The sequence below is a fragment of the Halomonas sp. 11-S5 genome (assembly GCF_029889825.1).
Taxonomy (GTDB): domain Bacteria; phylum Pseudomonadota; class Gammaproteobacteria; order Pseudomonadales; family Halomonadaceae; genus Halomonas.
In genome coordinates this window covers 295,026-317,006 of the sequence record NZ_JARANW010000002.1, presented here as the reverse complement: position 1 = coordinate 317,006, position 21,981 = coordinate 295,026, and the positions used below count along the sequence as shown (strand labels likewise).

Annotated in this window: 22 protein-coding genes; 14 read left to right on the top strand and 8 right to left on the bottom strand. The window is 68.0% G+C overall.

Translation table 11 applies throughout. The annotated features are described in order from the left end of the window. Window positions 1–145: 145 nt before the first annotated feature. Window positions 146–391, bottom strand: a complete 246-nt coding sequence (locus tag OP497_RS02980; protein ID WP_280546386.1) for a SlyX family protein — start codon at window positions 389–391, stop codon at window positions 146–148. Window positions 392–493: 102 nt separating this feature from the next. Between OP497_RS02980 and OP497_RS02975 the strand changes: the two genes are divergently transcribed. Next, complete coding sequence (locus tag OP497_RS02975) at window positions 494–958, top strand: cold-shock protein (RefSeq protein ID WP_280546385.1); 465 nt, start codon at window positions 494–496, stop codon at window positions 956–958. A gap of 79 nt (window positions 959–1,037) precedes the next feature. On the opposite strand, the gene OP497_RS02970 is transcribed toward OP497_RS02975, so the two are convergent. From OP497_RS02970 to map, 7 genes are all read right to left on the bottom strand, one after another. After that, window positions 1,038–1,424: a hypothetical protein gene (locus OP497_RS02970; RefSeq protein ID WP_280546384.1), complete on the bottom strand. Its 387-nt coding sequence runs from the start codon at window positions 1,422–1,424 to the stop codon at window positions 1,038–1,040. 7 nt (window positions 1,425–1,431) lie between these two features. Further along, on the bottom strand, window positions 1,432–2,604 hold the full coding sequence (gene dapE, locus OP497_RS02965; RefSeq protein WP_280546383.1) for a succinyl-diaminopimelate desuccinylase: 1,173 nt from the start codon (window positions 2,602–2,604) through the stop codon (window positions 1,432–1,434). Next, window positions 2,591–3,616, bottom strand: coding sequence for a 2,3,4,5-tetrahydropyridine-2,6-dicarboxylate N-succinyltransferase (dapD, locus tag OP497_RS02960; RefSeq protein ID WP_280546382.1), 1,026 nt, complete (start codon window positions 3,614–3,616; stop codon window positions 2,591–2,593). The genes dapE and dapD overlap by 14 nt, the downstream gene beginning before the upstream one ends. 42 nt (window positions 3,617–3,658) lie before the next feature. Then, on the bottom strand, window positions 3,659–3,997 hold the full coding sequence (locus tag OP497_RS02955) for an arsenate reductase (protein ID WP_280546381.1): 339 nt from the start codon (window positions 3,995–3,997) through the stop codon (window positions 3,659–3,661). Beyond that, the gene (gene dapC / locus OP497_RS02950) at window positions 3,991–5,196 is read right to left on the bottom strand and encodes a succinyldiaminopimelate transaminase (protein WP_280546380.1); all 1,206 of its coding nucleotides are present in this window, start codon (window positions 5,194–5,196) and stop codon (window positions 3,991–3,993) included. The genes OP497_RS02955 and dapC overlap by 7 nt, the downstream gene beginning before the upstream one ends. A gap of 156 nt (window positions 5,197–5,352) precedes the next feature. Then, a complete protein-coding gene (locus tag OP497_RS02945) occupies window positions 5,353–8,034 on the bottom strand; it encodes a [protein-PII] uridylyltransferase (RefSeq protein WP_280546379.1) in 2,682 nt (893 codons plus the stop codon). Window positions 8,035–8,044: 10 nt separating this feature from the next. After that, complete coding sequence (map, locus tag OP497_RS02940; RefSeq protein WP_280546377.1) at window positions 8,045–8,836, bottom strand: type I methionyl aminopeptidase; 792 nt, start codon at window positions 8,834–8,836, stop codon at window positions 8,045–8,047. A 294-nt stretch (window positions 8,837–9,130) separates the two neighbouring features. Between map and rpsB the strand changes: the two genes are divergently transcribed. The 13 genes from rpsB to lpxA all read left to right on the top strand — a co-directional run bounded on the left by rpsB (window position 9,131) and on the right by lpxA (window position 21,970). Then, window positions 9,131–9,880 carry a 30S ribosomal protein S2 gene (gene rpsB / locus OP497_RS02935; protein WP_280546375.1) on the top strand — a complete coding sequence of 250 codons (750 nt, stop codon included), beginning with the start codon at window positions 9,131–9,133 and terminating at the stop codon, window positions 9,878–9,880. Window positions 9,881–10,042: 162 nt separating this feature from the next. After that, window positions 10,043–10,912 (top strand): translation elongation factor Ts, encoded by an 870-nt coding sequence (tsf, locus tag OP497_RS02930; protein ID WP_280546374.1) that lies wholly within the window; start codon window positions 10,043–10,045, stop codon window positions 10,910–10,912. Between the two features lie 111 nt (window positions 10,913–11,023). Then, window positions 11,024–11,791, top strand: a complete 768-nt coding sequence (gene pyrH / locus OP497_RS02925; RefSeq protein WP_280546373.1) for a UMP kinase — start codon at window positions 11,024–11,026, stop codon at window positions 11,789–11,791. A gap of 4 nt (window positions 11,792–11,795) precedes the next feature. Further along, complete coding sequence (gene frr, locus OP497_RS02920) at window positions 11,796–12,353, top strand: ribosome recycling factor (RefSeq protein ID WP_280546372.1); 558 nt, start codon at window positions 11,796–11,798, stop codon at window positions 12,351–12,353. 118 nt (window positions 12,354–12,471) lie between these two features. Beyond that, entirely contained in the window at window positions 12,472–13,260 is a 789-nt protein-coding gene (gene uppS, locus OP497_RS02915; protein ID WP_280546371.1) for a polyprenyl diphosphate synthase, read from the top strand. Then, entirely contained in the window at window positions 13,253–14,053 is an 801-nt protein-coding gene (locus OP497_RS02910; protein WP_280546370.1) for a phosphatidate cytidylyltransferase, read from the top strand. Before uppS ends, OP497_RS02910 begins: the two co-directional genes overlap by 8 nt. Before the next feature lie 2 nt (window positions 14,054–14,055). Then, entirely contained in the window at window positions 14,056–15,231 is a 1,176-nt protein-coding gene (ispC, locus tag OP497_RS02905; RefSeq protein WP_280546397.1) for a 1-deoxy-D-xylulose-5-phosphate reductoisomerase, read from the top strand. 39 nt (window positions 15,232–15,270) lie between these two features. Further along, a complete protein-coding gene (gene rseP, locus OP497_RS02900; protein ID WP_280546369.1) occupies window positions 15,271–16,629 on the top strand; it encodes a sigma E protease regulator RseP in 1,359 nt (452 codons plus the stop codon). A gap of 87 nt (window positions 16,630–16,716) precedes the next feature. Next, complete coding sequence (gene bamA / locus OP497_RS02895; protein WP_280546368.1) at window positions 16,717–19,056, top strand: outer membrane protein assembly factor BamA; 2,340 nt, start codon at window positions 16,717–16,719, stop codon at window positions 19,054–19,056. 28 nt (window positions 19,057–19,084) lie between these two features. Beyond that, the gene (locus OP497_RS02890; RefSeq protein WP_280546367.1) at window positions 19,085–19,591 is read left to right on the top strand and encodes an OmpH family outer membrane protein; all 507 of its coding nucleotides are present in this window, start codon (window positions 19,085–19,087) and stop codon (window positions 19,589–19,591) included. A gap of 28 nt (window positions 19,592–19,619) precedes the next feature. After that, the gene (gene lpxD / locus OP497_RS02885) at window positions 19,620–20,657 is read left to right on the top strand and encodes a UDP-3-O-(3-hydroxymyristoyl)glucosamine N-acyltransferase (RefSeq protein WP_280546365.1); all 1,038 of its coding nucleotides are present in this window, start codon (window positions 19,620–19,622) and stop codon (window positions 20,655–20,657) included. 105 nt (window positions 20,658–20,762) lie between these two features. Next, window positions 20,763–21,206, top strand: coding sequence for a 3-hydroxyacyl-ACP dehydratase FabZ (fabZ, locus tag OP497_RS02880; protein ID WP_133483556.1), 444 nt, complete (start codon window positions 20,763–20,765; stop codon window positions 21,204–21,206). Then, on the top strand, window positions 21,203–21,970 hold the full coding sequence (lpxA, locus tag OP497_RS02875) for an acyl-ACP--UDP-N-acetylglucosamine O-acyltransferase (protein WP_280546363.1): 768 nt from the start codon (window positions 21,203–21,205) through the stop codon (window positions 21,968–21,970). Before fabZ ends, lpxA begins: the two co-directional genes overlap by 4 nt. Window positions 21,971–21,981: the final 11 nt, after the last annotated feature.

Here is a 21,981-nt window from a genome sequence, read left to right as displayed (position 1 = left end):
TTCGTTATCTGTCGGCGTTTGGTTGTCGGTCTGCCGCGCGCCTCCGCCCTCGGGCTTACGGCTTACGGCTTACGGCGTACGGCTTACGGCTTACGGCTTACGGCTTACGGCTTACGGCTTCCAGCTTCCAGCTGCCGCGAAGCGGCTAGTAATGCGGCGGCACCTCGTCCTCGGGACCAGGCGTCGTCGTGTCGTTGTCGTGCAGCGCCCGCTGCTGGTCGCGCAGTCGTTCCTGCATCAGCGAATTGAGGCGTTCGAGTCGTGACAGCCGCTGCTCCTGGCCGGCCACGGCCGCGTCCAGGGTGTCGAGCCAGTGCTCCTGGTAGGCGATACGGCTCTCCAGGGCCTCGAAGCGCCGTGCCAGCTCGGCAGGCGTCGTATCGGTGCTCATGGTAGAATCCTCGCGCTGGGTGTCGCTGTTCATCGTGGCGCCTTCATGATCATGATGGTTTCTTCCTTCCTTTCACCCCCGACAAGAGAGTCTTACAGGTCCATGAATCGAAAGGTCGTGTTTCGTTGCAGTCTCATCAGCCTGCTGCTGGCCGCGCCGGCCCCGCTGCTGATTGCCCTGTTCGTCCATCTCACCGGCGGCGTGCTGTCCCGTGAGCTGTTTGAAAGCCTCCAGGTCGGCGGCGTGGCCGTGGTCTATTTCGCCGCCGCCGCCGCGGTCTTCCTGGTACTGCTGGTCGCCACCCTGGCGGTCAACGCCCTGACGCCCCAGCTGGTCAACCTGGCCGAGGTCGAGGACGACGATCGCGAGATCGGCGAGGTCAAGTGGTTCAACGTCAACAAGGGCTACGGCTTCATCACCCGTGACGATGGCGAGGATGTCTTCGTGCACTTCCGGGCCATCCGTGGGCGGGGGCATCGCACCCTGGCCGAGGGCCAGAAGGTGCGCTACCACGTCATCCAGAACGAGCGGGGGCTGCAGGCCGACGACGTCACCGTGATTACTTGAATCGAAGCGCCTGCGCTCGGCGCGTTATCTCACTGCCAACGACATCGCCCCGCACCTGCGGGGCGATGTCGTTTCGGGGTCACTGGCCGGAGTCGGGCCAGTCGATCGCCTGCTCGGTGCCGTCGGGCAGCACCTGCAGGAAGCGGTCCGGGTCGTCGCCGGGCTGCCAGCCGCCCAGCGAGCAGCGCACCTCGCACTCGAGCCGCCGGGCGGCCTCCCGGGCACAGGCCGCGTCGGTCTCCCAGGGCGTCTCCGGGCTGTCGAGCCACAGGCTCGCGAAGCCGTCGGCGGCCTTCTCCACCACCAGTATTGGCACCTCACCGGCAGCGGCGTGGCCGAGGGTGCGCCACTGGCGCTTGCCCGCGGGCGACAGCGGCTCGGCGCCGATGGCCTGCCGGAGCCAGGCATCCAGACGCGCGATGTCGCAGTGTGCCAGGTAGATCTCGATATCGGGATAGGTTTGCATGGGCGCCTCAGGGCCGGGCCGTGCCATTGACGAAGAGTCTGGCGAGGATCGCCTCGTAGACGCGGCTCAGCTCATCGAGATCCGAGGCCAGCACCCGCTCGTTGACCTGGTGGATGGTGGCATTGCAGGGGCCGAGCTCGACCACCTGGCTGCCCAGGGTGGCAATGAAGCGACCATCTGACGTGCCGCCAGCGGTGGAGAGCTCGGGGCGGTGCCCCAGGGCATCTTCCACGCCGCAAACGGCGGCCTCCACTAGTTCGCCCTCGGCGGTGAGGAAGGGGTCACCGTTGAGGGTCCAGTCCAGGTGATAGTCGAGGCCATGGGCATTCAGCAGCGCCTCGGTGCGTTGCTTCAGCTGCTCGTGGGTCACCTCGGTGGAGAAGCGGAAGTTGAACACCACCTCGATGTCGCCGGGGATGACGTTGGTGGCGCCGGTCCCCGAGCGGATATTGGAGACCTGGAAGCTGGTGGCGGGGAAGAAGGCGTTGCCGGCGTCCCAGTGCTCCCGCGCCAGGGCGTCCAGCGCCGGCAGCGCCTGGTGGATAGGGTTACGCGCCAGGTGTGGGTAGGCCACATGGCCCTGGATGCCCCTGACATGCAGCACCCCGCCCAGCGAGCCGCGTCGACCGTTCTTGATCACGTCGCCGAGCCGGTCGGTGGAGGAGGGCTCGCCGACGATGCAGTAGTCGAGCCGCTCGTGGGTCTCGCGCAAGTGCTCGACCACGGCGCGGGTGCCATCCACCGCCGGGCCCTCCTCGTCGGAGGTGATCAAGAAGCCGATCCGCCCGTGGTGATCCGGGTGGGCCGCGACGAAGCGCTCCACTGCGGTGACCATCGCCGCCAGACTGCCCTTCATGTCGGCGGCCCCTCTCCCCCGCAGCATGCCGTCCTCGTCGAGGCACGGCTCGAAGGGCGGGGAGTCCCAGCGGGGTTGGGGGCCGCTGGGCACCACGTCGGTGTGGCCGGCGAAGGCTAGCAGTGGCCCATGGTGGCCGCGGGTCGCCCAGAAGTTCTCCACGTCGCCGAAGGGCAGGCGCTCAACCTGGAAGCCGAGCGCCTCGAGGCGCTCGATCATCAGGTCCTGGCAGCCCAGGTCATCCGGCGTCACCGAGGGACGCCGGATCAGCTTGAAGGCGAGGGCCAGGGTCGGGGAGAGCGCGGGCGGCTCAATTGTTGGCATGCAGCGCCTCGTTGAGCGCGATGGCGCTCTTGTTGGTGAGGCACTCGATGCGCCCGTTCTGCGAGTTGCGGCGCAGCAGCAGGTCGTCCTGACCGGCCAGCTCACGGGCGGCCACGGTCTTGACCTCCTGGCCCTGGTCGTCGAGCAGGGTGACCTTGGCCCCGGCGGTGATGTAGAGGCCGGACTCCACGGTACAGCGGTCGCCCAGCGGGATGCCGATGCCGGCATTGGCACCGATCAGGCAGCCCTCGCCCACCTTGATGACGATGTTGCCGCCGCCGGAGAGGGTGCCCATGGTGGAGCAGCCGCCGCCGAGGTCCGAGCCCTTGCCGACCATCACGCCAGCGGAGATGCGGCCCTCGATCATGCCTGGCCCCTCGGTGCCGGCGTTGAAGTTGACGAAGCCCTCGTGCATCACCGTGGTGCCCTCGCCGAGGTAGGCGCCCAGGCGTACCCGGGCGGTGTCGCCGATGCGCACGCCGGCGGGCACCACGTAGTCGGTCATCTTGGGGAACTTGTCGACGCAGTCCACGGAGAGGGGGCGCCCTTCCAGGCGAGCCTTGAGGCGGCGGGCCGGCAGCTCCTCGATGTCGATTGCCCCTTCACCGGTCCAGGCGATGTTGCGCAGCAGGCCGAACATGCCGGTGAGGTCCAGGCCGTGGGGCTTCACCAGGCGGTGGGAGAGCAGGTGCAACTTGAGGTAGACCTCCGGGGCGCTCTGGGGCGGGGTGTCCACGTCCAGGAACATGGCCACCAGCGGGCGCTGGCTCACGGCCAGGGACTCGGCCAGTTCGGCCTGTTCCTCGTGGCCGGCGGTCTTCAGCGCGCCGGCCAGCTCGCCGCACTGCTCGGGCAGGAAGCTGACCGCGGCGTTGCCGGCGGGGGCGTCGAGCACCTTGGCAGCGGCGGCTACCAGGCCAGCGTCGGGGTCGAGCAGCGGGGCCGGATAATAGATTTCCAGCCAGTCGCCCTGGGTGTTCTGGGTGCCGATTCCGAGTGCAAAGCTCAGCATGGGAAGGTGTCCTCTGGAAGCGTGGGGAGGGCTTGGCAGGCCCTAGCGTGAGTCGTAGTCGCCGTCGCGGTAACCGACGAGGATCTCGTCGCCGGTATCGAGCAGCGGGCGCCTGAGCAGGGTGGGGTGGGCCAGCATCAGCTCGCGCGCCGTGTTGGCGTCGATGTCGGCCTTCTCCTCGTCATCGAGCTGACGCCAGGTGGTGCTGCGCTTGTTGAGCACCTCCATGACCGGCACGCGGTGCAGGATGTGCTCCAGCAGCATTTCGGAAAGCCCGTCCTCGCGCAAGTCATGGACCTGGTAGGGAATGCCCTTGCCGTCCAGCGCCTTGCGGGCGCGGCGACAGGTGTCGCAGTTCTTGATCACGTAGAGCGTCAGCATCGGGGACTCCTCTCGATGAAGCGGCGGATGCGCCAGGCGGCCTCCACCGTGGCCTCGACCTCGGCGACCAGCGCCAGGCGCAGCCGGCCGCTGCCGGGGTTTGTGCCGCTGCTGCCGACCCGGCCCATGTAGCGGCCGGGCAGCACGCTGACGTTGGTCTCGGCGTAGAGCGCGCGGGTGAAGGCCGCGTCGTCCCCGCCGGGCACCGCCGGCCACAGGTAGAAGCCGGCCCGGGGGGTGGGAAAGTCCATCACCGGGGCGAGGACCTCGGTGACCGCGGCGAACGTCTCGCGGTAGGCGTCGCGGTTGGCGCGCACGTGCGCCTCGTCGTGCCAGGCGGTGATCGAGGCCTGCTGGACGGGCAGCGACATGGCGCAGCCGTGGTAGGTGCGGTAGCGCTTGAAGGGGGCGATCAGCGCGGCATCGCCGGCGACGAACCCGGAACGCAGCCCCGGCAGGTTGGAGCGCTTGGAGAGGGAGTGGAACACCAGGCAGCGCCGGTAGCTGTGGCGGCCGAGGCGCGCACAGGCCTCGAGCAGCCCCGGCGGCGGGGCGGCCTCGTCCAGGTAGAGCTCCGAGTAGCACTCGTCCGAGGCGATCAGGAAATCGTGCTCATCTGCGAGGGCGATAAGCTTCTCGAATTCGGCCAACGGCGTCACCGCCCCGTTGGGGTTGGCCGGCGAGCAGAGGAACACCAGCTGGACGTCGCGCCAGGTCTCGGCGGGCACGCTGTCCAGGTCCGGCCGGAAGCCGTTCTCGGCCGTGGCGTCCAGATAGAGCGGCTTGCCGCCGGCGAGCAGGGTGGCACCCTCGTAGATCTGATAGAAGGGGTTGGGGATCGCCACCTTCGCCGGGCGAGTGCGATCCAGCGCGGCCTGGACGAAGGCGAAGATTGCCTCCCGGGTGCCGTTCACCGGCAGCACCTGGTCGTCGGCGTCGAGCCCCGCCAGCCCGAAGCGTTGTATCGCCCAGCCGGCGATCGCCGCGCGCAGTTCGGCCGTCCCGGCGGTGGCCGGGTAGCGGGCGAAGCCCTGGCGGTGAGCCGTGAGCGCCTCGAGGGCCGCCGCGAAGGGCGCATGCTGCGGCTCGCCGATGGTCAGCGGGATGTGCGAGAGCCCCGCGGGCGGCGTCACGCCGGCCTTGAGGGCGGCGAGCTTCTCGAAGGGGTAGGACTTGAGGGCGTCGAGGTCGGGGTTCATGGGTGTCCAGATGCGCCTGGGACAGAAGCCAGCGTCCGGCGTGGTTGTCGGTAATGGCCCGCATGCCGGCGGCGCGCGGGCGGGCAGGGCGTCGATTATAGGGAAGCCCCGGGGCGGCCTCAAACGCTGGCCCGCCCGCGCGTCCGTCGGGCGGCGTCAGCCGGGGATGGCCAGGACCTCGATGAGGCGCTCGCGCAGGCGCTGCTGGCGTCCCGGGTCGGTGAGCGGCGCACCGGCCTTGTCGGTGATGAAGAAGACGTCCTCGACCCGCTCGCCCAGGGTGGCGATCTTGGCCGCCGACAGCGCGATGTCCTGTTCCATGAAGATGCGTCCCACCCGGGCCAGCAGGCCGGGGCGGTCGGGCGCGACCAGCTCGAGCAGGGTGCGCTCGTTGGCCGGGTCCTGCTCGATGCTGACCTCGGTGGGCACGCGGAAGTGCTTGAGCTGGCGCGGGGTGTGCCGGGTGACGATCTGCGGGTAGTCGTCCGGGTCGTCGAGCTCCTCCACGAGGTGGCGGCGGATTTCTTCGATGCGCTCGCGGTCACGGATCGCCTGGCCGTGGTCGTCCAGCACGATGAAGGTGTTCAGCGTCCAGTCGTTGCTGGAGGTGGCGATGCGGGCGTCATGGATCGATAGCCCCAGCTGGTCCATGGCGGCGGCGGTGGCGGCGAAGAGGTCGTCCACCGAGCGGGTGTGGATGAAGACCTTGGTGCCGCCCTCGGCCATGTCGTCGATGGGGGCGTTGATCAGGATCAGCGGCAGCTGGCTGTCGCCATGGCCGAGGATGCCCTGGGTCTGCCAGACGATCTCGCTGGGCGCGTACTGGAGGAAGTAGTCCTCGCCCAGCGACTCCCAGAGCCGGTCGACCCGGGCCATGTCGGCGCCCACCGAGGCGAGCAGCGAGTGGGCCTCACTGCGCGTCTCCCGCACCCAGTCGTCGCGTTCCAGGGGGTTCTCGAGGCCGCGGCGCAGGGCGCGCTTGGTCTCGCTGTGCAGCTGGCGCAGCAGCGAGGCCCGCCAGCCGTTCCACAGGGTCGGGTTGGTGGCGTTGATGTCGGCCACCGTCAGCACGTAGAGGTAGTCGAGCCGGGTCTCGTCGCCGACCAGGCGCGCGAAGTCGGCGATCACGTCGGGGTCGGTGATGTCGCGCTTCTGGGCGACCATGGACATCATCAGGTGGTGCTCCACCAGCCAGCTGACCAGGCGCGTGTCGCGGCTGGAGAGCCCGTGGCGCTCGCAGAAGGCCTCGGCATCCCGGGCGCCGAGGGTGGAGTGGTCGCCGCCGCGTCCCTTGCCGATGTCGTGGTAGAGCCCGGCGATCCACAAAAGCTCCAGCTTGGGCAGCTGGTGGATCAGGTTGGCGGCGACCGGGAACTCCTCCTTGGCCTCGGGCTTGCGGAAGCCGTGGATGCACTTGAGCAGGCGCAGCGTATGGGCGTCCACCGTGTAGATGTGGAAGAGGTCGTGCTGCATCAGCCCCACCGCCTGGCCGAACTCGGGCAGGTACTTGCCGAGCACGCCGTAGCGGTTCATGCGCCGCAGCTGGCGGGCCACGTTGCCGCCGGAGCGCAGCAGGGCCATGAACAGGCTCTGGTGACGCAGGTCGTCGCGATAGAGATCGTCGATCTGGTGGCGGTGGTCGCGGATCAGGCGGATGGTGTCGGCGCGTACCCCCTCGATCTCCGGGTGCTCGGCCATCAGCAGGAAGAGCTCGAGCAGCGCCGAGGGACGCTTGCGGAAGACATGGCGCGAGCGCGCCTGGATATAGCCTCCCTTGATCTCGAAGCGCTCGTTGAGGGGGAGGGTGGTGAGCGCCTCGCCGGCGTGCAGGATCCCCTCGTCGAAGTGCTGCAGCAGCATGTCGTTGAGCCCGGCCAGCGCCGTGACATGGCGGTAGTAGCGCTTCATGAACTGCTCCACGGCCAGGCGTTCCGGGGTGTCGCGGTAGCCGAACAGTTCGGCGATGGTGCGCTGGTGGTCGAACAGCAGGCGGTCCTCGGCGCGGTCGGTGAGCATGTGCAGGGCGTAGCGCACCTGCCACAGGAAGGCCTGGCCCTGGCTGAGGATGCGCAGCTCCGGGTCGTTCATGAAGCCGCCGGCGACCAGGTCCTCGTAGCGCTGGGTGCCGAAGTGGCGCTTGGCCACCCAGCCGATCATCTGGATGTCGCGCAGCCCGCCGGGCGAGCTCTTGATGTTGGGCTCGAGGTGGTACTCGGAGTTGTTGTAGCGGTAGTGACGGCTGATCTGCTCCTGCCACTTGGCCTCGAAGAAGCGGTCCGCCGGCCATAGCCGGTCGGTGGAAAGGCGCGCCTGCATCGCCTCGCGCAGGCCGTCGGGCCCGGCCAGGGTACGGGTCTCGAGCAGGTTGGTGATCACCGTCACGTCGGCCTCGGCCTCGCGCTCGCAGTCGGCGAGCGAGCGCACGCTGTGGCCGATCTCCAGGCCGATGTCCCACAGGAAGGTGATGAAGGCCGTCAGCGGCTCGCGATACGGCGTGTCGTCGTCTTCTTCGAGCAGCAGCAGCAGGTCGATGTCGGAGTGGGGGTGCAGCTCGCCGCGGCCGTAGCCGCCCACGGCGAGCAGGGTTACCCCGTCATCGGGCCAGGTGTGTTGCTCCCAGGCGATGGCCAGCAGGCGATCCAGGCACCAGGCCCGGCCGTGCACCAGGTCGCGGATGTCGGCGCCGGCGCGGAAACGCTCGTCGAGGCGGGCCTGGAGGCCGCGCAGCGCGGCCTTGAAGGGGGTGATCGGCGAGCGCTCGCCGGCGAGCTCGGCGCGGAAGGCCTCGACGTCGAAGAGGCTGCCGTCGGGGACGAAGCGGTAGTGGTGCAGGAGCATGGCGGTCGACTCAGCGGTCGAGGAAGGAGAGGTCTTCGTCGCCACGGGCGGTGAGCACCTCCACGCCCGTCGCGGTGACCAGCAGGGTGTGCTCCCACTGGGCGGTCAGGCTCCTGTCCTTGGTCACGGCGGTCCAGCCGTCGCGCAGCACCTTGGTGCGATGGTCGCCAACGTTGATCATCGGCTCGATGGTGAAGCACATGCCCTCCTCGAGGGCGATGTCGGCCTCGGGGGCGTAGCCGTCGTAGTGCAGGACCTGCGGATCCTCGTGGAAGCCGGCGCCGATGCCGTGCCCGCAGAAGTCGCGCACCACCGAATAGCCGTTGGCCTCGGCGTGGGACTGGATGGCGCGGGCCAGTTCGGAGAGATGCACGCCCGGGCGCACCAGGGCGATGCTGCGGTACAGACACTCCTGGGTGACTCGGCACAGGCGCTCGCCCTGGATGGTTTCGCCGATGATGAACATCATGCTGGAGTCGCCGTGATAGCCGTCGGCGGTCTTCACGGTGATGTCGATGTTCATGATGTCGCCCTTCTTGAGCTTCTTGGCGTCATCCGGGATGCCGTGGCAGACCACGTGGTTGATCGAGGTGCAGATCGACTTGGGGAAGCCGTGATAGTCGAGCGGCGCCGGGGTGGAACCCAGCTCGTCGACGATGTAGTCGTGGCACAGCCGGTCCAGCTTGCCGGTGCTCACGCCGGCCGTCACGTGGGGGAGGATCATCTCGAACACGCTGGCGGCCTGGCGGCCCGCCTCGCGCATCTTCTCGATCTCGTCGGGCGTCTTGATGGGTACGTTCATGGAATCTCGAATCGGGGGTGGTGTCGCCCGGACAACGGCGGGCTCGAACATCGGACGACTTCATCTCAGAGGTCATCCATGGTATAAATCTGCGCGCTTTCCTGCAATCGCGGAGCCCTGCCGACCCCTCGGCGCCTCGGCGAGGTCGGGAAGTGCGCTTAATCAATGCAATGCCTTGAAATCACACATGCACCGTCACATGGTCCCGGGTGCTGTCGTGGTCATCTCACGATGACGCGGCGGTCGGATCCATGGGGTGCGTGGAGGCCTAACCCGATTTTTCAGGAGTCATCCATGGCACACGTCAACATGCGTGACCTGCTCAAAGCAGGTGCTCACTTCGGTCACCAGACCAAGTACTGGAACCCGAAGATGAGCAAGTTCATCTTCGGCGCTCGCAACAAGATCCACATCATCAACCTCGAGCACACCCTGCCGGCCCTCAACGAGGCCATCGATGTGGTCGAGAAGATGGCCGCGGCCAACAACAAGATCCTGTTCGTCGGCACCAAGCGCAGCGCGAGCAAGATCATCAAGGCAGACGCCAATCGCGTCGGCCAGCCGTTCGTCAACCACCGCTGGCTCGGCGGCATGCTGACCAACTACAAGACCATCCGCGTCTCCATCAAGCGCCTGCGCGAACTCGAGGCCATGCACGAGGACGGCACCTTCGAGAAGCTGACCAAGAAGGAAGTGCTGATGGCGACCCGCGAGCAGGACAAGCTCGAGCGGTCCGTGGGTGGTATCAAGGACATGGGCGGCCTGCCCGATGCCCTCTTCGTGATCGACGTCGACCATGAGCGCATCGCCATCAACGAAGCGAACAAGCTGGGCATCCCGGTTATCGGCGTGGTGGACACCAACTCCGATCCCGATGGCGTCGACTACGTGATCCCGGGCAACGATGACTCCATCCGTGCCATCCAGATCTACGTCAAGGCCGTCGCCGACGCCTGCGCCCGTGCCAAGGAAGGTCGCCCCGACGAGTTCGTCGAGGTGACCGAAGAGGCCGCCGCTCAGGAAAGCGACAGCGCCGCCGAGTGATCGCGGCCCGTCTGATCGGCGGCTGTGGGCGGCCTGTCATGCCGATGCCATCGATGCCGGTTAGACGAGAAGGGGGCCGCGGCCCCCTTTCTTCTACGAATTCACCGGATTCTCCGCTGCGAGGGTCCGGTCCACTTCCCGAGATATTCAGAGGTGACACCCATGGCAGCTATCAGCGCCTCCCAGGTCAAGGCACTGCGCGAGCGTACCGGGCTCGGCATGATGGAGTGCAAGAAGGCCCTCACCGAGACCGATGGTGACATCGAGCAGGCCATCGAGAACCTGCGCAAGAATTCCGGCCTCAAGGCCGCCAAGAAGGCCGGCCGCACCGCCGCCGAGGGCGTCGTGGTCACCCGCGTGGCCGAGGACGGCAGCTACGGCGTGATGGTCGAGATCAACTCCGAGACCGACTTCGTCGCCCGTGACGACAACTTCAAGGCCTTCGCCGAGAAGATCGCCGACACCTTCTTCGCCGCCAAGAGCGAGGACGTGACCGCCGTCATGGCCGGTGAGCTCGAGACCGCCCGCGAGCAGCTGGTGCAGAAGATCGGCGAGAACATCGGCGTGCGTCGCTGCGTCGTCGTCGAGGCCGGCGACGGCAAGCTGGTCGGCGAGTACGTCCATGGCGGCCGCATCGGCGTGCTGACGGTGCTCCAGGGCGGCAACGCCGAGGTAGCCAAGGACGTCGCCATGCATGTCGCCGCCATCAGCCCGGCCGTGGCGCGTCCCGAGGACATGCCCCAGGAGCAGCTGGACGCCGAGAAGGCGATTATCCTGGCCCAGCCCGACATGGCCGGCAAGCCCGAGCAGATCGCCGAGAAGATGGTCCAGGGCCGCCTGAAGAAGTACCTGGCCGAGAACAGCCTGACCGAGCAGCCCTTCGTCAAGAACCCGGACCAGTCCGTGGCCGAGTTCGTCAAGGCGGCCGGCGGCGAGGTGGTCGGCTTCACCCGTTTCGAGGTGGGCGAGGGCATCGAGAAGGAAGATGTCGACTTCGCCAAGGAAGTGATGGAACAGGCCAAGCGCAGCTGAGGTCACAGGTTCCAGTGTGAAGATGGCGTGCGCGCGAGCGCACGCCTTCGTGTATCCGGCCGGTGAATCCGGCCATCCACCACCATGCGTCGAGAACCCGGGAGATACCCCATGACCAGTGCCGATCAGCCCGCCCCCAGCAAGCCCGAGAAGACCCGCGCCGAGGTGTCGAAATACAAGCGTATCCTGCTCAAGCTCTCCGGCGAGGCCTTGACCGGCGATGCCGAGTTCGGCATCGACCCCAAGGTGCTGGATCGCCTGGCGCTGGAGATCGGCCAGCTGGTGGGGATCGGCGTCCAGGTCGGCATCGTCGTCGGCGGCGGCAACCTCTTCCGCGGGGCGGCCCTGCACGAGGCGGGCATGGATCGGGTCACCGGTGACCACATGGGCATGCTGGCCACGGTGATGAACGCCCTGGCCATGCGCGATGCCCTGGAGCGCTCCAACATTCGTTCGCGGGTGATGTCGGCGATTCCGATGAGTGGCGTGGTGGAGCATTACGACCGCCGGACCGCCATTCGCTACCTGACGTCCGGCGACGTGGTACTGTTCTCGGCCGGCACCGGCAATCCCTTCTTTACTACGGACTCCGCGGCCTGCCTGCGCGGCATCGAGATCGACGCCGACGTGGTGGTCAAGGCCACCAAGGTCGATGGGGTCTACGACAAGGACCCGGTCAAGCACCCCGAGGCGGTCAAGTACGAGCAGCTGTCCTATGATGATGCGCTCGACCAGAAGCTCGGGGTGATGGATTTGACCGCCATCTGCCTGGTGCGGGACCATGACATGCCGGTGCGGGTCTTCAACATGAACAAGCCGGGTGCCCTGCTGAACCTGGTGGTGGGTGGCAAGGAAGGCACGCTGATTGACAGAGGGTGAGACAGTGATCGATGACATCAAGAAGGATGCGCAGAGTCGCATGAAGAAGAGCCTTGAGGGCCTTCACCAGAACTTCAATAAGATCCGTACCGGTCGGGCGCACTCCAGCATCCTGGATGCGGTGACCGTGGACTACTACGGTGGCCAGGTGCCGCTCAATCAGGTGGCCTCGATCAACGTCGAGGACGCCAGGACCCTGGCCGTGGTGCCCTGGGAGCAGCAGATGGTGCCCAAGATCGAGAAGGCCATCATGACCTCCGATCTCGGCCTCAACCCGGCAAGCGCCGGCAACGTGATCCGCGTGCCCATGCCGATGCTCACCGAGGAGACGCGCAAGGGCTACATCAAGCAGGCCCGCCAGGAGGCCGAACATGCCCGGGTGGCGGTGCGCAACGTGCGTCGCGATGCCAACGGCGACCTCAAGTCGCTGCTCAAGGAGAAGGAGATCACCGAGGACGAGCAGCACCAGGCCGAGGAGGCCATCCAGAAGCTCACCGACAGCATCATCGCCGAGATCGACAAGGCGCTGGAGTCCAAGGAACACGACCTGATTCAGGTCTGAGGACGGCGGGCGGCACCGGCGAACGGCGCCGCCGGCGACGGATCGCCCCTCGGCGAACCGCGGGTGAGGCGTCCGCGGTTCGCCGGCTTACACGCTCTTACCCGCCATGCGAGACATCATGACGTCACCGCACTCTCCCCGTTCCGGGGCCACCCCCGACGACGGGCCTACCGCCGGCGAGGCGCCCCTGCCGCGCCACGTGGCCATCATCATGGACGGCAACAACCGCTGGGCGAAGGCGCGTGGCCTGTCCGGCGTGCGTGGCCATCATGCCGGCGTCGAGGCGGTGCGCGCCGTCATCCGCCGTGCCGCCGAGCGCGGCATCGAGACCCTCACGCTGTTCGCCTTCTCCAGCGAGAACTGGAAGCGGCCTGCCAGCGAGGTCAATGCCCTGATGGAGCTCTTCCTCATGGCGCTCAAGCGCGAGGTCAGGAAGCTCCATCGGCACGGCATCCGCCTGTCGGTGATCGGGGACCGCAGCGGCTTCTCCGCTTCGATCCAGAAGCATATCGCCAGCGCCGAGGCGCTGACGCGGGACAACTCCGGCCTGCACTTGGTGATCGCGGCCAACTACGGGGGGCGCTGGGACATCGCCGGTGCTGCCCGGCGGCTGGCCGAGCGGGTCGCCGCCGGCGAGCTCGACCCCGCGGCGATCGACGAGCGGGCCCTCGACGAGGAGGTGAGCCTGTCCGGGGATGCGCCGGTGGATCTGTGTATCCGCACCAGTGGTGAGCGGCGCATCTCCAACTTTCTGCTCTGGCAGATGGCCTATGCCGAGCTGCATTTCACCCCCGTATTGTGGCCCGACTTTGATGGCGCCGCCTTCGACCGTGCGCTGGCCGACTTTCAGGGACGGCAGCGGCGCTTCGGCATGACCGACGAACAGATCGAGGCACAGGGTGCTTAGACAACGGATCCTCACCGCGGCCTGGCTGCTCCCTCTGGCCCTGTTGGGCCTGTTCGGCCTGGAGGGTGAGGGGTTCCAGTTATTCACCGCCGCCATCGTGCTGCTCGCCGCCTGGGAGTGGGCCAACCTCGCCGGCATCAGCCCGCCGAGCCGTCGCCTGCCCCCGGTGGTGGGCCTCGCCGTGCTGATGGCGCTGTGCTGGGCGACCGGGGCCGTGCTGTCGACCTGGCCGCTGTGGCTGGGCGCGCTGGGCTGGCTGGCCAACCTCTACTGGGTGACCGGCTATCCAGCGCGCCTGGCGCAGTGGCGCTCGACCGGCATGCGCCTGGCCATGGGGCTCTGGGTGCTGCTGCCGACCTGGGTGGGCTTCAGCGTGCTGCGCGAGGGCGGTGCCGTCTGGCTGCTGTTCGTGCTGTTGCTGGTGTGGGGCGCCGACATCGGTGCTTACTTCATCGGCCGGGCCCTCGGCCGACACAAGCTGGCCCCCAGCGTCAGCCCCGGCAAGACGTGGGAGGGCGTGGCTGGCGGCCTGGCCGTCACCTCGCTGCTGGCGGTCGGCTTCGCCGCCTGGCAGGGCCTCGGAGTCGCCGGTGGCCTGATGCTGCTGCTGGCGACGGCGGTGGTGACCCTGGCCTCGGTGCTGGGCGACCTGCTCGAGAGCATGCTCAAGCGCCATCGCGGCATCAAGGACTCCAGCCAGCTATTGCCGGGCCATGGCGGGGTGCTCGACCGAGTCGACAGCCTGACCGCGGCGGTGCCGCTGTTCGCGCTGTTGCACGGGGGGCTGCTGTGACCCTGCGCCGCGTGACCGTGCTCGGCGCCACCGGCTCCATCGGCACCAGCACCCTGGACGTCCTCGGCCGCCACCCCGAACGCTACCGGGTGCACGCCCTGACCGCCCACCGCTCACGAGAAGCGCTGCTGGCCCAGTGTCGGCGCCACCGGCCAGCAGTGGCCGTGCTCGATGCCGAGGAGGACGCCTCCTGGCTGCGCGGGCAGCTGGCCGAGGCGGGGCTCGCCACCGAGGTGCGGGCCGGCCGGGAGGCGCTGGTCGAGGTAGCCGAGGCCCGCGAGGTCGATACCGTGATGGCGGCCATCGTCGGTGCCGCCGGCCTGCTGCCGACGCTAGCCGCGGTGAAGGCCGGCAAGCGCGTCCTGCTGGCCAACAAGGAGGCCCTGGTGATGTCCGGGGCGCTGTTCATGGACGCCGTGACGCGCCATGGCGCGACCCTCCTGCCCATCGATTCCGAACATAATGCCATCTACCAGTGTCTACCCGTCGAGCATCGCGGTGGCCTGAGGTGCCACGGGGTGACGCAGCTGCTGCTGACCGCCTCGGGCGGCCCCTTCCGCGGCTGGTCGCGAGATGCCCTGGCCCCCGTGACCCCGGACCAGGCCTGCGCCCATCCCAACTGGTCCATGGGGCGCAAGATCTCGGTGGACAGCGCCACCCTGATGAACAAGGGACTCGAGCTGATCGAGGCGTGCTGGCTGTTCGATGCTCGCCCCGACCAGATTCAGGTGGTGGTGCACCCCCAGAGCGTGATCCACTCCATGGCGGCCTACAGCGACGGCTCGGTGATCGCCCAGCTGGGCAACCCGGATATGCGGACCCCCATCGCCTACGGGCTGGCCTGGCCGGAGCGTATCGACGCCGGGGTGGAGGCGCTGGACCTCTTCCGGGTCGCGCGACTCGACTTCGAGCCCGCCGACGAGGCGGCCTTTCCCTGCCTGCGCCTGGCCCGGGAGGCCATGGCCGCGGGCGGTACCGCGCCGGCGGTGCTCAATGCCGCCAACGAGGTGGCGGTGGAGGCCTTCCTGGCCGGCCGCCTCGGCTTCACCGGCATCGGTGACCTAGTGGCTCGGGTGCGCGATGAGCGCCTGGTCGCACCGGCCGGGGACCTCGAGACCATCCTCGAGGCCGATGTCCTCGCCCGGCGCGCGGCACACGCCTGGCTGGCGCGGCAATGATGCGCGCGCCTTTACATTGTTGACTGCAAGGAGATTGCCTTGGGCCTGATCCAGAACGTGCTGGCCGTGATCGTGGTGCTCGGCCTCTTGATCACCTTCCACGAGTTCGGCCACTTCTGGGTGGCCCGGCGCTGCGGCGTGAAGGTGCTGCGCTTCTCGGTGGGCTTCGGCAAGCCGATCTGGTCCCGCGTCGACCGCCACGGCACCGAGTTCGTGGTGGCCGCGATCCCGCTGGGTGGCTACGTGAAGATGCTCGACGAGCGCGAGGGGCCCGTCGATCCCGCCGAGCGGTCGCAGGCCTTCAACAACAAGACGGTCTGGCAGCGCATCGCCGTCGTCGCGGCCGGGCCGCTGGCCAACTTCCTGCTGGCCATCGTCGCCTACTGGGCGCTGTTCGTGGCCGGCACTACCACGGTGGCGCCGGTGATCGGCAGCGTGGCGCCGGACTCCCCGGCCAGCCGCGGCGGCCTCGAGGCGGGCCAGGAGATCACCGCGGTGCGCGGTGAGGTGGTGCGCTCCTGGGACGAGATCAACCTCAAGCTGATCGCGGCCATCGGCGAGAGCGGCGAGCTCGAGGTCAAGGCCCGCGACGAGGCCACCGCCGACCCGCGGACCTATCGCTTGCCGGTCGAGGAGTGGCTGGTGCGCCAGGATCCGCCCCGGCCGCTTCCGAGCCTGGGGCTGACCCCCTGGCAGCCCGAGATCCCGGCGTTGCTGGGTCAGCTGGTCGAGGGTGAGGCGGCCGCCGAGGCCGGCCTGCAGGTGGGCGACGAGGTCGTTGCGGTGGACGGTGAGCCGGTGGCGGACTGGATGGCCTTCGTCGACCGGGTCCGCGCCAGTCCCGGCCGACCCCTCACCCTCGAGGTGCTGCGCGACGGCGAGCGCCGCGAGATCACCGTCACTCCCGGCCGCATCCAGCTGGAGGAGGGCGTGTCCATCGGCTACATCGGCGCCGGCGTCGAGGCCGTCGGCTGGCCCGACGAGTACCGTCGCGAGATCCGTTACGGCCCGCTGGCCGCCGTGGGGCAGTCGTTGGCGCGCACCGGCGAGATGACGGTGCTGACCCTGGGCGCCATCCGCAAGATGGTGGTAGGGCTGATCTCGCCGTCGAACCTCTCCGGGCCCATCACCATCGCCCGGATTGCCGGCGAGTCGGCGCGCAGTGGCCTCGAGAGCTTCGTCAGCTTCCTGGCCTACCTCTCGATCAGCCTGGGGGTGCTGAACCTGCTGCCGATCCCGGTGCTCGACGGCGGCCATCTGCTCTATTACCTGGTCGAGGTGGTGCGCGGTCGTCCGGTGTCCGAACAGGTCCAGGCCGTGGGCCTGCGCATCGGCCTGGCGCTGGTTGGCACCCTGATGCTGATGGCGCTGTATTTCGACCTGATGCGGCTCTGGTAGTCGGGCGCTGGCTTGTCAGTGGCCAGTACAAATGTATAAGGTGCCTGTCTGGACAGGACGGCAGATCAACGCGAGCGAATCGACTGCATGAAAATCAAGACCATCGGACTGGCGGCGCTGCTGCTCGTAGGTGCCCAGGCGGCACTGGCGGAACCTTTCGACGTTTCCGACATAAGGGTAGAGGGGCTGCAGCGGGTCTCGCCCGCCTCCGTGTTCAATGCCTTTCCTGTCAGCGCCCGCGACCGGGTCGACGAGCGCGAACTGGCCGAGGCGGCCCGGGAGCTCTTCGCCACGGGCCTCTTCGAGGACGTCAGCCTGGCCCGCGAGGGCGACGTGCTGATCATCCAGGTGGTCGAACGCCCGACCATCGCGCGCCTCAACATCGAGGGCAACAAGCAGATCGCCGATGAGGACCTGCGCAACGGCCTCAAGCAGGCCGGGCTGGTTGAGGGGCAGGTGCTGCAGCTCTCCACTCTCGAGGAGATCCAGCGCGAACTGGAGGGGGTCTATCAATCCCAGGGGCGCTACAGCGCGCGGATCGACACCTCCGTCGAGGAAGTCGGCGAGGGCCAGGTCCAGGTCAACATCGACATCGATGAGGGGGCGGTGGCCAAGATCCGCCAGATCAACATCGTCGGCAACCGTGACTTCGCCGATGACGAGCTGCGCGAGGTCTTCGAGCTGGAGGATAAGCCGGGCTGGTTCTTCGGCTGGTTCTCCAGCGACGAGTACTCCCGTGAGGCCCTGGCCGGTGACCTGGAGCGGCTGCGCTCCTTCTATCTGGACCGCGGCTACGTGAACTTCAACATCGAGTCCTCTCAGGTCTCGATCAGCCCCGACAAGTCACGGATCTTTGTCACCGTGAACATCGACGAGGGGCGTCAGTACCGGCTGGGCGACATCCGCTTCGCCGGTGACCTGCGGGTCCCCGAGCGCGAGGCCCGTGGGCTGCTGGAGGTGGAAACCGGCGAGATCTTCTCGCGCAGCGACGTGACCGCCTCCGCGGAGGCCTTGCGCTCGCGGCTGGGGGCCGAGGGCTTTGCCTTCGCCAACGTGGACGGCATTCCCGAGGTCGCCACCACCGGCGACACCGTGGACCTGACCTTCCGCATCGAGCCGGGGCGCCGGGCTTACGTGCGGCGTATAGAGTTTATCGGCAACACCACCACCCAGGACGAGGTGCTGCGTCGCGAGATGATCCAGATGGAGGGCGCGCCGGCCTCCACCGAGTCGATCAGCCAGTCGCGCCAGCGCCTGGAGCGCCTGGGCTTCTTCAAGCAGGTCGACGTGGAGACCCGTCCGGTGGCCGGCGAACCTGACAAGCTGGACGTCACCTACACCGTGGAGGAGCAGCCCTCCGGCTCGATCTCGGCGAGCATCGGCTTCTCCCAGAGCGCCGGGGTGATCTACGGCGCCTCGCTGTCCCAGAACAACTTCCTGGGGACCGGCAACCGGGTCAACATCGGTGCCCAGCGCAGCGACACCTTCACCAGCCTCAACTTCGGTTACACTGACCCGTACTGGACCCTGGGCGGCATCTCGCGCGGCTATAACCTCTACTACCGCGAGACCGACTATGAGGACTCCGACATCTCGACCTACTCCACCGACGCCTACGGTGGGGGCATCAACTTCGGCTATCCGATCAACGAGCTGGCCCGCCTGAACTTCGGGGCCGCGGTCGAGGACCTGACCCTCAGGACTTTCCGCGATACACCGGCCGAAATCATCCAGTATGAGGAGGATCAGGGTAGTGACGCCCAGAGCCTGAAGCTCACCGCCAGCTGGACCCGCAACAACCTCAACCGCGGCATCATGCCCACCGCCGGCAACTACCAGCGCCTGTCGCTGGAGAGCGCGGTGCCGGGCAGCGACGCCGAGTACTACAAGCTGCGCGCCCGGGCCCGCCAGATCTTCCCCCTCAACGAGGAGCAGACCTGGGGGCTGAAGTTCAGCGGCGAGCTGGGCTACGCGGACAGCGTCGGTGACGACCCCTATCCGTTCTACGAGAACTTTTTCTCCGGTGGCCTGGGCTCGGTACGCGGCTTCACCGGCAACACCCTGGGGCCGGCCACCACCGAGCGCAACGGTGGCGACGACCGCACCCTCGGCGGCAACATTCTGGTGGAGGGCAGCGCCGAGGTGCTCTTCCCGGTGCCCTTCGTCGAGGACCAGCGCTCGCTTCAGGCCTCGCTGTTCCTGGATGCCGGCAACACCTTCCTGACCGACTGCTATGACGTGCCCGAGGGGTTCACCTCTTCGTGCGACTCCGGCATCGACCTGGGCGAGCTGCGCTACAGCGCAGGCGTCGGCCTCTCCTGGCTGACCCCGGTGGGGCCGCTGACCTTCAGCGTCGCCGAGCCGCTCAACGACAAGGACGGTGACGACACCCAGTTCTTCCAGTTCTCGCTGGGTCAGACCTTCTGATCCAGCCCCCTATCGAGGAGTCCCTCGCATGCGCAAGCTGTCCGCTGCCCTCTGCCTCAGCCTGCTGGCCGCCGTCACCCTGCCGGCCCAGGCAGACGAGGTGGCCGTGCTCGACTGGCGCGCCGCGCTGATGGAGACCGACGTCGCCCAGCGTTCCATGAACGAGTTGCGCAATCGCCTCGCCAGCCAGCAGCAGGAGGCCGAATCCCTGGGCCAGGAGCTTGAGCAGATGCAGCAGCGCCTGCAGCAGCAGGGCGAGAGCATGACCGAGACTGAGCGGCGCACGGCCATGCAGGCGTTCCAGCGCAAGGGGCAGCGCTTCGAGCAGCTGCGCCAGGAGATCGGCCAGGCGCGCCAGCAGTCCGAGCAGCAGTTCCTCCAGCAGGCCGAGCCCAAGCTGGACCAGGCCGTCCAGCAGGTCATCGATCGCCACGGGGTCGAGGTGCTGGTGGACCCGAACGGCGTGCTGCATTCCGAACGGGAGCTGCAGAACCTGACCGGGGAAGTCACCGAGATCCTCAACACCCTCTACTGAGCCGGCCGCCCCACCACAGCGAGTCCCCATGAACCAAGACGCCCGAATCCTCACACTGGCCGAGATCGCCGAGCGCCTGGGAGCCCACCTGGAGGGCGACGGCGGACGGCGGGTGTGCGGCTTGGCCACGCTCCGGGAGGCCGAGCCGGACCAGGTGGCCTTCCTCGCCAACCGCGCCTACCTCAAGGACCTGCCGGGAACCCGGGCCGCGGCGGTGCTACTACCGCCCGGCCATGCCGAGAGCTGCCCGGTGGCGCGCCTGGAGATGGATAATCCCTACCTCGGCTACGCCGAGCTGTCGCGGCTCTTCGATCCCCTGGCCGGCCGCACCCCGGCCGGGATCCATCCCACGGCGCTGGTCGCCGACGACGTCCGCCTGGGCGCGGAGGTGGCCATCGGCCCCCAGGCGGTGATCGAGTCGGGCGTCGAGCTGGGTGACGAGGTGGTCATCGGTCCGGGCTGCGTGGTGGGCGCCAACTCGCGCATCGGCCCCGGATCGCGGCTGCACGCCAATGTCACCGTCTGCCATGGCGTGGTGATCGGGGCCCGGGCCATCCTGCACAGCGGCTGCGTGATCGGCGGCGACGGCTTCGGTTTCGCCCATGACGGCTCACGCTGGCACAAGATCGCCCAACTGGGCGGCGTGGTGCTGGGCGACGACGTCGAGGTGGGCAGCTGCTCGAGCATCGATCGCGGCGCGCTCGGTGACACCCTGATCGGCGATGACGTCAAGATCGACAGCCAGGTGCAGATCGCCCACAACGTGCAGATCGGCGACCACAGTGCCCTGGCCGGCTGCGTGGGCATCGCCGGCTCCACCCGGGTGGGCCGCCACTGCATGCTGGGGGGCGGGGTGGGGCTCTCCGGCCACCTGACCATCGCCGACGGGGTGCAGGTCACCGGCATGAGCCTGGTGACCAACTCGATCCTCGAGCCCGGGATCTACTCGTCCGGGACCGGCGCCATGGACAACGCCCAGTGGCGTCGCAACGCGGTGCGCTTCAAGCAGCTCGACGACATCGCCCGGCGCCTGGCGCGGCTCGAGAAGGCCGGCCGCAGCGGTTGAGGCCGCGTCACAGGGCGGTATAATCCACCGCCTGTTTCCGCCGGCCCTTGCTGCCGGCCATGCCCCTCCACGGGAAGGGCATCCTGTCTTTCAGAGGTCGCTACGATGGTAATGGACATCAACGAGATTCGTGAGTATCTGCCCCACCGCTACCCCTTCCTGCTGGTGGACCGGGTGACGGAGATCACCCTGGGCGAAGCCATCGTTGCCTACAAGAATGTCAGCATCAATGAGCCCTTCTTCAACGGCCACTTCCCGCATCATCCGATCATGCCCGGCGTGCTGGTGGTCGAGGCGCTGGCCCAGGCCTGCGGCATCCTCGGCTTCAAGACCGTCAACAAGCTGCCCGCCGACGGCTACGTCTACTACCTGGTGGCCAGCGACAACGTGCGCTTCAAGCGCCCGGTGATGCCCGGTGACCAGCTGGTGCTGGAAGCCCGGGTCGAGCGTACCAAGCGCGGCATCTGGAAATTCGCCTGCCGCGCCACAGTGGACGGCGAGCTGGTCTGCGAGGCCGACATCACCTGCGCCGAGAGGAAGGTCGCTTGATACACCCCACTGCCCTGATCGATCCCGCGGCGCGCCTGGCCGACGATGTCGAGGTCGGGCCCTTCACGGTGATCGGGCCCGATGTCGAGATCGGGCCCGGCAGTCGCATCGGCCCCCATGTCGTGCTCAAGGGGCCCACCGTGCTGGGCGCGCGCACCCGCATCTTCCAGTTCGCCTCGGTGGGCGAGGACTGCCAGGACAAGAAGTACGCGGGGGAGCCGACCCGCCTGGTCATGGGCGACGACAACATCATCCGCGAGGGGGCCACCCTGCACCGCGGCACCGCCCAGGATCGCGGCGAGACCACCATCGGCTCGCGCAACCTCTTCATGGCCTATGTGCACGTCGGCCACGACTGCGTGATCGGCGACGACTGCATCCTGGCCAACCAGGTGACGCTCGCCGGCCATGTGACCCTGGGCGACTCCGTTATCCTCGGGGGGCTCTCGGCCATCCACCAGTTCTGCCACTTCGGTGAGCATGCCATGGCCGGCGGCGGCTCGATCATCACCAAGGACACCCCGGCCTACGTGATGATCAACGGCAACCCGGCCCAGGTCCACGGCCTCAACCTGATAGGACTCAAGCGCCGCGGCTTCACCAAGGAGGCTATCCGTGCGCTGGGTGAGGCCTACAAGCTGGTCTACCGCCAGGGACTGACGACCGAGCAGGCCCTGAGCCAGGTCCGGGAGCGCTTCGCGCTGCCCGAGACCGAGGTTTTCGCCGCCTCCATCGAGGTCTCGACTCGCGGCATCATCCGCTGAGCATGGCGCGT

What these genes read in the sequence shown, in the direction of transcription:
- OP497_RS02970 (WP_280546384.1), bottom strand. Translation starts at nt 1,424, where the DNA reads ATGCAAACCTATCCCGATATCGAGATCTACCTGGCACACTGCGACATC.
- tsf (WP_280546374.1), top strand. Translation starts at nt 10,043, where the DNA reads ATGGCAGCTATCAGCGCCTCCCAGGTCAAGGCACTGCGCGAGCGTACC.
- OP497_RS02945 (WP_280546379.1), bottom strand. Translation starts at nt 8,034, where the DNA reads ATGCTCCTGCACCACTACCGCTTCGTCCCCGACGGCAGCCTCTTCGAC.
- OP497_RS02975 (WP_280546385.1), top strand. Translation starts at nt 494, where the DNA reads ATGAATCGAAAGGTCGTGTTTCGTTGCAGTCTCATCAGCCTGCTGCTG.
- rpsB (WP_280546375.1), top strand. Translation starts at nt 9,131, where the DNA reads ATGGCACACGTCAACATGCGTGACCTGCTCAAAGCAGGTGCTCACTTC.
- map (WP_280546377.1), bottom strand. Translation starts at nt 8,836, where the DNA reads ATGAACGTACCCATCAAGACGCCCGACGAGATCGAGAAGATGCGCGAG.
- dapE (WP_280546383.1), bottom strand. Translation starts at nt 2,604, where the DNA reads ATGCCAACAATTGAGCCGCCCGCGCTCTCCCCGACCCTGGCCCTCGCC.
- pyrH (WP_280546373.1), top strand. Translation starts at nt 11,024, where the DNA reads ATGACCAGTGCCGATCAGCCCGCCCCCAGCAAGCCCGAGAAGACCCGC.
- OP497_RS02890 (WP_280546367.1), top strand. Translation starts at nt 19,085, where the DNA reads ATGCGCAAGCTGTCCGCTGCCCTCTGCCTCAGCCTGCTGGCCGCCGTC.
- fabZ (WP_133483556.1), top strand. Translation starts at nt 20,763, where the DNA reads ATGGTAATGGACATCAACGAGATTCGTGAGTATCTGCCCCACCGCTAC.
- lpxD (WP_280546365.1), top strand. Translation starts at nt 19,620, where the DNA reads ATGAACCAAGACGCCCGAATCCTCACACTGGCCGAGATCGCCGAGCGC.
- bamA (WP_280546368.1), top strand. Translation starts at nt 16,717, where the DNA reads ATGAAAATCAAGACCATCGGACTGGCGGCGCTGCTGCTCGTAGGTGCC.
- dapD (WP_280546382.1), bottom strand. Translation starts at nt 3,616, where the DNA reads ATGCTGAGCTTTGCACTCGGAATCGGCACCCAGAACACCCAGGGCGAC.
- OP497_RS02980 (WP_280546386.1), bottom strand. Translation starts at nt 391, where the DNA reads ATGAGCACCGATACGACGCCTGCCGAGCTGGCACGGCGCTTCGAGGCC.
- dapC (WP_280546380.1), bottom strand. Translation starts at nt 5,196, where the DNA reads ATGAACCCCGACCTCGACGCCCTCAAGTCCTACCCCTTCGAGAAGCTC.
- uppS (WP_280546371.1), top strand. Translation starts at nt 12,472, where the DNA reads ATGACGTCACCGCACTCTCCCCGTTCCGGGGCCACCCCCGACGACGGG.
- OP497_RS02955 (WP_280546381.1), bottom strand. Translation starts at nt 3,997, where the DNA reads ATGCTGACGCTCTACGTGATCAAGAACTGCGACACCTGTCGCCGCGCC.